This window comes from Grimontia marina (genome assembly GCF_900060185.1).
Taxonomy (GTDB): domain Bacteria; phylum Pseudomonadota; class Gammaproteobacteria; order Enterobacterales; family Vibrionaceae; genus Enterovibrio; species Enterovibrio marinus.
On sequence record NZ_FIZY01000098.1, the window covers coordinates 1 to 7,601 of the forward strand.

The window sequence follows — 7,601 nt, forward strand, 5'->3', positions numbered from 1 at the left end:
GTGCCGCCGGTCGTTTGAATGTCCGGAAATGGGCAGTCAGTCTGGGGTGTATTGCGACATGCTCGAAGGGGTATTCAGTGAGTTAACGGGGCTGAATACTAGGCTTTAATCAGTTACGTAACTTATGCAAATGAAGTAAAGGGCATCACTTACGTAAGTGATGCCTGTTTCTTTTAGCTGCCTTTGAAGCCTGGTAAGCCGTTTGTGTGTCGCCACTTTACTACTTCGTTTACCACGCCTTGAGGGCTATCGTCTTCAATTTCGACAGCGGGGTCCACGATCAATCCAGCGCCTAATGGATGCCCAACCACATTGTGAAAGTGCATTATCCATTGGTCAGTTTCTTCTTCAGTGCCGTTAGCTTCGTATATATCAATAACGAACTGAAGAAACTCTTCTTCTGTATAGTCCTCAAACTTTTCTTTCTTCATGGGTGATTTATCCATAATGAATTCGGTTGTGATTTTTGGGAGTTACGATTCTAATGTTATCAACGTCGTAGACTGCCCCTCCATGCTGAATCTCTTTGACGTGGTGAAGTTCGAAGCTCGCTTTTTCAAAATGCCACTCTGAAGGGACAGCTTTAGGAGCTCTGCCTTTTTTCAAGTTCCCTTGGTTACCTGGCCTAAATTGGCTGCGTAGCTCTTCATCCGCATAGACCTCTTTCCAAAATGCTTCTCTGAATTTATCAAAGCTGGAGAATTCACGCCCCCGCATTTTGTCTGCAATTTGTGAAGGGATGGGAGAGCCGAGATCTTTGCCCGCACTTTCTAACCAGATGCCTGTAATGTCTTCGCCCTGTCCCGTCACGCCGCCTGGCTTATTCCTCGGTGAACTAAACACCAGGTAAAGTGGCGGTATGCCGCTGTCTGCCGGAAAGGTGACGATCAGCTCTATGTGTTCGGCTTCTGGGTTGGGGTAGACAAGGGTGGTCAGCTCCTGTCCGTCGTCTTCTATCGGGCGTACCAGAATGTTGCTGATTTCCAGCCCGCTGGTATCGGGGAAGGAGGTGCCAGCAGTGAGCACTTTGTCGCTGTCGTCGGGGAACCAGGTCAGCGTGATCTCTTCATCAACCTTGGCTTCGAACCTGTCTTCAACGGCTTCTGCAGAAATCCGTCTGACGGTATCGCCGTAAGGGTTCCCTTCGCCGGTGTGAATGCCTATCGCCTGCGGGTTGCCGTGCTCGTCTTGGTAGAGCCGGAACCGCACTCGGGTGGCCGCTTCTGGCAGTTGTGCCAGCTCTTCGTCTGTGTAGAGGGTCCCGTCTCCCAGTTGTGAAGGCCAGAACGCGAGGGCAAGAAAGTTGGCGCGTTTGGCGGCGCTTTTGGCTATCTCGCCCGTCAGTCCCCAGTTCAGCGGCATCCGTGTTGTGTTGCCGGTGAGTTTTGTCAGGGGCAGTCGCCCGCTGGCGTCTAATGCCTGGGCGGGCACCATGGCCGCCATCATGCCGAAGTTGGGCGCTTTCAGTGCTTCTTCGCATGCCTGTGTGTCGCCATAAGGGCGGGTGCAGGATTTAGCGAACACTTTATCGGCCTGTGCCGGTTTGCCAAAGTTCTCTGAAATCTTGGTCGGGGCGATGGGCTCAGGCGGGGGATCCGCGACGACGGCCTCGGGCGTATAATGCGGCTGTGGTAATGGCGGGTTGAGTGAACCGCCGCTGGAAGCGGGTGCGCCTTGTACTTTGGTACGGGACACCATGGCTTGTTGTGCCTGTGGCGAAAGGTGGTTACTGGCTTCTGGGTTGACGCGCCAGGTAGTGTTGCCCATGGTGCCTTTCTGGGCTTGTAGGGCGGGTACATTGGGGGCGTCGTTGAGCAGCACGAGTTGTCCGTCGTAGAGCTTGTTTTTAAACACATCGATGGCCATACCGTCGGGGAGCACGCGCTCCAGATCGCGCGCGCTCATCTGCTGAAAACCGCCTTCGACTTTGCCAAATTCATACGCCATTAAATCGGTGGCTTTCACTACCCGTAAACTCACAGTCTTCCTTTTCTCTCTCCCTGAGTGCTGGTTGTTATCTTAAAGGAGCGGCCACGGCGCACACAGATAATCATGCATTTTTTCAGATTCTTATCTAATTATTGAGACAATTTGGATGGCGTGGTTGGGTGTGGTCACTGCTCAATTTTCCCGCTGTCAGAAAAGCTGGATCTTGCCAGTGAGACAGAAAGAGATAGAATTAATACTGTATATATGAACAGTATTATTTAAATGAACGTTATCCCTATTTTTGCCAGTGCCGGTATCACCGGTTTTGAATCTCCGGCGAGCGATTATCGCCAGCTGCCGCTGAGCTTGGATGAGCTCTTGGTCGAGCATCCCAGCGCGACCTTTATTGGCCGTGCTTCTGGGGAGTCGATGCAGGGCGTCGGCATTTTTGATGGCGATATCCTGATCGTGGATAGGCACGTCACCGCCAGGGACGGGGACGTGATTGTGGCCAACTTTAACGGGGAGTTTGTCTGTAAGCTTCTCGATGTGTCCCGCCGTTTGTTGCTGTCGGCTAACGACACTTACGCCTCTGTGCAAATCACGAAACACGATACTTTCTCCATTGAGGGTGTCGTCGTCCGTTCTATCCGCTGTCACCGTGAGAGTCCTTTGTTATGTTCGCGCTAGTTGATGCCAATGCGTTTTACTGCAGTGCTGAGCAGGTGTTTAGGCCAGACTGGCGGGGAAAGCCGGTGATTGTGCTGTCGAACAACGATGGTTGTGTTGTGGCAGCAAACCGTCAGGCCAGGGAGCTGGGAGTAGAGAAGTTTAAGCCGTTTTTTCAAATGCGTACCCTGTGCGAAATGAAGGGGGTGATCGTCTGTTCATCGAACTATGAGCTCTATGGCGATCTGTCCGACAAGATGATGCAGGTGATCGGGCGCTTTGCGCCTGAGCAGCATGTGTATTCGATAGATGAATCTTTCCTGTCGTTTCACCGCTGCGCAGCGATCCCGGATTTACGTTTGCATGCTGAATCTTTGCGGCGGGCAGTGTGGAAAGAGTGCCGGTTGGCGGTCGGGGTCGGCATGGGGGAAACCCTGACCTTGGCCAAGGCGGCAAACCATGCGGCGAAGAAGTTAGCCGGTTATGGCGGTGTCTGTGTGCTGGACTCGGAGGCTGAGCGCCTCGATGTGCTGGGGCGCATGGCGGTGGGGGATGTCTGGGGTGTCGGTCGGCGGATTTCTGAAAGGTTGAAGCGTCAGGGCATTGAAACGGCGCTGCAGCTGTCGCGTCAGAAACCGGCATTGATGCGCCGTGAGTTTAATGTGGAAATGGAACGCACAGTGCGGGAGCTGAACGGCGAGGTGTGTAAAGGCTGGGATGTGGCCAGAGCCGATAAGCAGCAGATCTTTTCTACCCGCTCGATGGGAGAGCGGATTGTAGAGCAGGAAGCCCTTCACCAGGCATTGTGTAAGCATGCGGGTATTGCGGCGGCGAAGCTTCGGGCGCAGGGGTCAGTGTGCTCGGTGTTGATGGTGTTTGCGGGAAATTCGCCGTATGACGAGAAGCCAAGAAGTTTTAAGCAGCTACACCGCTTTGCGTTTCCGGTGGACGATACCACGGTGATCACGGCGGCAGTGTCGGCCTTGGTGCCATTGTTGTATGAGTTGGGCGTGCAGTATTACAAGGTCGGGGTGGGGCTGCTCGATTTAGCCAGGGCCGAGCATGTGCAGCCAGATTTGTTTGATACCCAGCCAGGGAACCCAGCGTTAATGAAGGCGTTCGATGGACTGAATCAGCGTTATGGTGCCGGCACGGTGTTTCTGGCGGCGGAAGGTATTGAGCAGAAGTGGGGTATGCGGCGAGAGTTTTTATCGCCGCAGTATACGACTCGGTGGGGAGATGTGCCGAGGGTGAGGTGTTGAGGTGGTTTTGGACAGAAATGTGTTAGAGGGCGTGCGCGCTATCATCTGTTTCAGATAAGTTTAATTTGGGAGAAATAAACTTTTCGCGTGGAATGCCATACGTTAGGAGGGACAACAGCGGTTTTAACCTAACCTCAGGGAGCGCCTAGGTGTATTCCCGTCATTACAGTAGCCTGTCACGTTAGTTCTGGGGGTGATCTTATGGGGGTATTATTGGTCTTTAACCTCAAAGGCATTCAGCCATTTATCACCCCACAGATATCTGGCAATCCAATATCTGCTAGGCTCAATAATCTCGGGATCTAATTTCAAATCATCTATTAGTTTCAACATGTTGAGCTCTACAGTATCAGCACCTAATGCTTGAAAAATCTCATCTTTTGCTGTTAAAGCATATGCATCGTCTTCATAGATATTGAAGAAGAAATCACACTTTTCATTAGTGATTATATGACCAACGCCAAGAAAACCCTCATCCTGAACGAGATGACTTAAATAATCCGCGTCTTTATTTTCATTGACGTTTTCTAATACGAACCAATCTCCAATTTTATCCGAACTGTAATCTGGGATTGGGAATGCAATAAACGTTGATATCAGTTGTTTTTCAATTAGCCTTCCTAGAAGGCTGTATGCATGATGAAAATCATCAAAATAAATCCTAGATGACATGCCTTGGGCTTCGTGGCAAATATCCAGTATCGGCAGATGTTGATAATCCTTATTGATGTATTTTTTGGCAATTTTCTTGATGATATCCACGTCAGTATTATTCACTGAATGCCTCCCTATCAAAATAGCCTATTCAAAAGTCGTCATGTTTCCTCACTTTACCAATCCCGCTGAACTGATGCCATCACAGTCAACGACACAACAACCACAATCCGCTGCGCGCATTTGGCGTGGCACCATCATGGCCAAAGGCGTGGTCTGGTCTCCGTTCGTCGCTCTGGCCCTGTTTGCTTTGCAACCCCTTCCCCAATCTTGGGGCGCGATGCTTCGCAACGCTATAGGCGACGCAACGCCTTTGGAACAGCACAAAGGCCGTGCTGGCGAGTATGGGAGGCGTAGCGTAATAAGTAGATATTGGACATAAATGTGTTAGAGGGCGTGCGCGCTATCATCTGTTTCAGATAAGTTTAATTTGGGAGAAATAAACTTTTCGCGTGGAATGCCATACGTTAGGAGGGACAACAGCGGTTTTAACCTAACCTCAGGGAGCGCCTAGGTGTATTCCCGTCATTACAGTAGCCTGTCACGTTAGTTCTGGGGGTGATCTTATGGGGGTATTATTGGTCTTTAACCTCAAAGGCATTCAGCCATTTATCACCCCACAGATATCTGGCAATCCAATATCTGCTAGGCTCAATAATCTCGGGATCTAATTTCAAATCATCTATTAGTTTCAACATGTTGAGCTCTACAGTATCAGCACCTAATGCTTGAAAAATCTCATCTTTTGCTGTCAAAGCATATGCATCGTCTTCATAGATATTGAAGAAGAAATCACACTTTTCATTAGTGATTATATGACCAACGCCAAGAAAACCCTCCTCCTGAACGAGATGACTTAAATAATCCGCGTCTTTATTTTCATTGACGTTTTCTAATACGAACCAATCTCCAATTTTATCCGAACTGTAATCTGGGATTGGGAATGCAATAAACATTGATATCAGTTGTTTTTCAATTAGCCTTCCTAGAAGGCTGTATGCATGATGAAAATCATCAAAATAAATCCTAGAAGACATGCCTTGGGCTTCGTGACAAATATCCAGCATCGGCAGATGTTGATAATCCTTATTGATGTATTTTTTGCCAATTTCCTTGATGATATCAACGTCAGTATTATTAACTGAATGCCTTCCTATCAAAATAGCCTATTCAAAAGTCGCCATATTTCCTCACTTTACCAATCCCGCCGAACTGATGCCATCACATTGAACGATACAACAACCATAATCCGCTGCGCGCACTTGGCGTGGCACCGTCATGGCCAAAGGCGTGGTCTGGTCTCCGTTCGTCGATCTGGCCCTGTTTGCTTTTCAACTCCTTCCCAATCTTGGGGTGTGATGCTTCGCAGCGCTAAAGACGACTCACTGCCTTTGGAACAACACAAAGTCCGTGCGCGCGAGTAGACGAGTAGACGAGTAGACGAGTAGAGTAGAGTAGAGTAGACGTAGCGTAATAAGCAGATACTGTACAAAAACGGATTAGTGTTGGCGCCATGCCCCATGCAGTTCCGGTAATCTGGGTTTTGGAAAAAGGAGCACCTGTGTCTATTGGGTGAGAGACCATTCGGTATTAGAACCAAAGTATCTTAAAAATAGCCTAGGACACATAAACTTTTCGTTTTTTTCATCAAAAAACCATTCAGATATACGCCAAGTACATGTAAAAGCTTCGTCAATAAAATAGGCCAACTCATGCAGATACTATTGGGCTTCAAGGTGCGTCAATACTTTGGAAATTCTAATTCTTAATAGATTATTGCTTATATGTTTTTGTAAGCGCTAGGAGCAGATTAAATTTCATATTTTCATCCGTGTATTTAGAGCATAACTTGCTCAACGACGCGATAACCGCTTTGGCCGCCACCAGAACAACCATTGAAAAACAACGTGACTGGCATATCCGACATCCGCGCGCTCAACAAGACCGTAAACTGACGCTTTTGCGCTTCTGTCTCTTGCTTCAAATAAATCCAGGAATCAGCGCCTTTACAATTTTCTTTATTGGTTGCACCGGGGGCTTTGAATAGCACTTTACCCGAATCATAAACTCTCAAGCTATTTATCTTCACAGGTCCACTTACACTCGTATAACCATACGAATAAGTCGAAAAACATAACAATAGAAAAAGTAGGTTTCTCATAATTAACTTCCAGTGTTCCAAACATAATACGTATTCATCTTCGCATGGCATTAAGGTAAGCGTATAGGAGATGGGTGTCCTTAAAAACCGTTCCTAAGTTTAACAGCATGGTCTTTGAATACCAACAGGTGCTAGATTAGATTTGCTTTCCTTATATGAGACAAACATGAAAATTAGCACCTCATAGCCATGCAGCTTGATGGGTAGTTGCAGCGTGAGAGGATTGGCTGCGCGGGGCAGCCAAAAGAATGCTATTGCCTATTGACCGGAGAAGGGCTCTTATGTGTGATGTGATTTAATCACCTGAACTTGAGACGCCAATGCTGTCATTAGAACCACCACCAAACTTACCTCCGCCTGGTTTGTTGTCATCATCTTGGCTTTTATGAAACAGCCAAAACCCTATGGAAGCAATTAAAGGTAAAAGCCAAATGATTAAAATTTGAAGTGACTTCTGTATTATATCTAGGTCATCGCGCTTTGATATGGAAAACGAAACAATGATATTGAGACAAATCACTACCGTGAAAAAAGCGTACCAATAATTCAGTTCCAAAAAGCCTCCAAGCCTACAATGTTTAAATAACGGACTCTTATTACCCAAAATTGACTGAAACGCCTGAATTATAGCGTTTCTATGAAAAACGTGCCACGAGTAAATATCCTTCGTTGATTTGGTTGTTAGCTTTACTTTTCCGCAGTATCAAATTCTAACTTAACGCGCTGTTCTAAATAGCTGTTCCTAATAGTAGATCTCAAAGATAAGAGAAACTCAGTCCGCTTTGTGCGATCTGATCAATCGCCAAACCGAAACATACCGACAAAAGGACTGAGTGATGGCCATCATAGCACCGATACCTCGTGGC

Annotated in this window: 9 protein-coding genes; 3 read left to right on the forward strand and 6 right to left on the reverse strand. The window is 47.7% G+C overall.

The window, feature by feature from the left end; all coding sequences use genetic code 11:
• Positions 1 to 173: 173 nt before the first annotated feature.
• Both GMA8713_RS24690 and GMA8713_RS24695 read right to left on the reverse strand, forming a co-directional pair.
• Positions 174 to 446 (reverse strand): bacteriocin immunity protein, encoded by a 273-nt coding sequence (locus GMA8713_RS24690; RefSeq protein WP_198159582.1) that lies wholly within the window; start codon positions 444 to 446, stop codon positions 174 to 176.
• Positions 439 to 1,767: a pyocin-S2/colicin E7-DNase domain-containing protein gene (locus GMA8713_RS24695; RefSeq protein WP_232314565.1), complete on the reverse strand. Its 1,329-nt coding sequence runs from the start codon at positions 1,765 to 1,767 to the stop codon at positions 439 to 441. The genes GMA8713_RS24690 and GMA8713_RS24695 overlap by 8 nt, the downstream gene beginning before the upstream one ends.
• Before the next feature lie 444 nt (positions 1,768 to 2,211).
• On the opposite strand from GMA8713_RS24695, the gene GMA8713_RS24700 reads away from it, so the two are divergent.
• Positions 2,212 to 2,619: a LexA family protein gene (locus GMA8713_RS24700; RefSeq protein ID WP_002537669.1), complete on the forward strand. Its 408-nt coding sequence runs from the start codon at positions 2,212 to 2,214 to the stop codon at positions 2,617 to 2,619.
• Positions 2,607 to 3,860 (forward strand): Y-family DNA polymerase, encoded by a 1,254-nt coding sequence (locus GMA8713_RS24705; RefSeq protein WP_062715206.1) that lies wholly within the window; start codon positions 2,607 to 2,609, stop codon positions 3,858 to 3,860. Before GMA8713_RS24700 ends, GMA8713_RS24705 begins: the two co-directional genes overlap by 13 nt.
• 210 nt (positions 3,861 to 4,070) lie before the next feature.
• On the opposite strand, the gene GMA8713_RS24710 is transcribed toward GMA8713_RS24705, so the two are convergent.
• On the reverse strand, positions 4,071 to 4,637 hold the full coding sequence (locus GMA8713_RS24710) for a hypothetical protein (protein ID WP_062715208.1): 567 nt from the start codon (positions 4,635 to 4,637) through the stop codon (positions 4,071 to 4,073).
• Between the two features lie 40 nt (positions 4,638 to 4,677).
• Between GMA8713_RS24710 and GMA8713_RS27050 the strand changes: the two genes are divergently transcribed.
• Positions 4,678 to 4,956: a hypothetical protein gene (locus GMA8713_RS27050; RefSeq protein ID WP_232314566.1), complete on the forward strand. Its 279-nt coding sequence runs from the start codon at positions 4,678 to 4,680 to the stop codon at positions 4,954 to 4,956.
• Positions 4,957 to 5,149: 193 nt separating this feature from the next.
• Here the strand turns inward: GMA8713_RS27050 and GMA8713_RS24715 are convergent, their stop codons facing one another.
• The 3 genes from GMA8713_RS24715 to GMA8713_RS24725 form a co-directional block, all read right to left on the reverse strand.
• Complete coding sequence (locus tag GMA8713_RS24715) at positions 5,150 to 5,734, reverse strand: hypothetical protein (RefSeq protein WP_062715210.1); 585 nt, start codon at positions 5,732 to 5,734, stop codon at positions 5,150 to 5,152.
• A gap of 677 nt (positions 5,735 to 6,411) precedes the next feature.
• The gene (locus GMA8713_RS24720) at positions 6,412 to 6,735 is read right to left on the reverse strand and encodes a hypothetical protein (protein ID WP_157515780.1); all 324 of its coding nucleotides are present in this window, start codon (positions 6,733 to 6,735) and stop codon (positions 6,412 to 6,414) included.
• 295 nt (positions 6,736 to 7,030) lie between these two features.
• Positions 7,031 to 7,291 (reverse strand): hypothetical protein, encoded by a 261-nt coding sequence (locus tag GMA8713_RS24725; protein ID WP_062715214.1) that lies wholly within the window; start codon positions 7,289 to 7,291, stop codon positions 7,031 to 7,033.
• Between the last annotated feature and the right edge of the window lie 310 nt (positions 7,292 to 7,601).

Coding starts and splice junctions, on each gene's coding strand:
- GMA8713_RS24705 (WP_062715206.1), top strand. CDS start 2,607: ATGTTCGCGCTAGTTGATGCCAATGCGTTTTACTGCAGTGCTGAGCAG.
- GMA8713_RS24690 (WP_198159582.1), bottom strand. CDS start 446: ATGGATAAATCACCCATGAAGAAAGAAAAGTTTGAGGACTATACAGAA.
- GMA8713_RS24720 (WP_157515780.1), bottom strand. CDS start 6,735: ATGAGAAACCTACTTTTTCTATTGTTATGTTTTTCGACTTATTCGTAT.
- GMA8713_RS24700 (WP_002537669.1), top strand. CDS start 2,212: ATGAACGTTATCCCTATTTTTGCCAGTGCCGGTATCACCGGTTTTGAA.
- GMA8713_RS27050 (WP_232314566.1), top strand. CDS start 4,678: ATGTTTCCTCACTTTACCAATCCCGCTGAACTGATGCCATCACAGTCA.
- GMA8713_RS24695 (WP_232314565.1), bottom strand. CDS start 1,767: ATGGGCAACACTACCTGGCGCGTCAACCCAGAAGCCAGTAACCACCTT.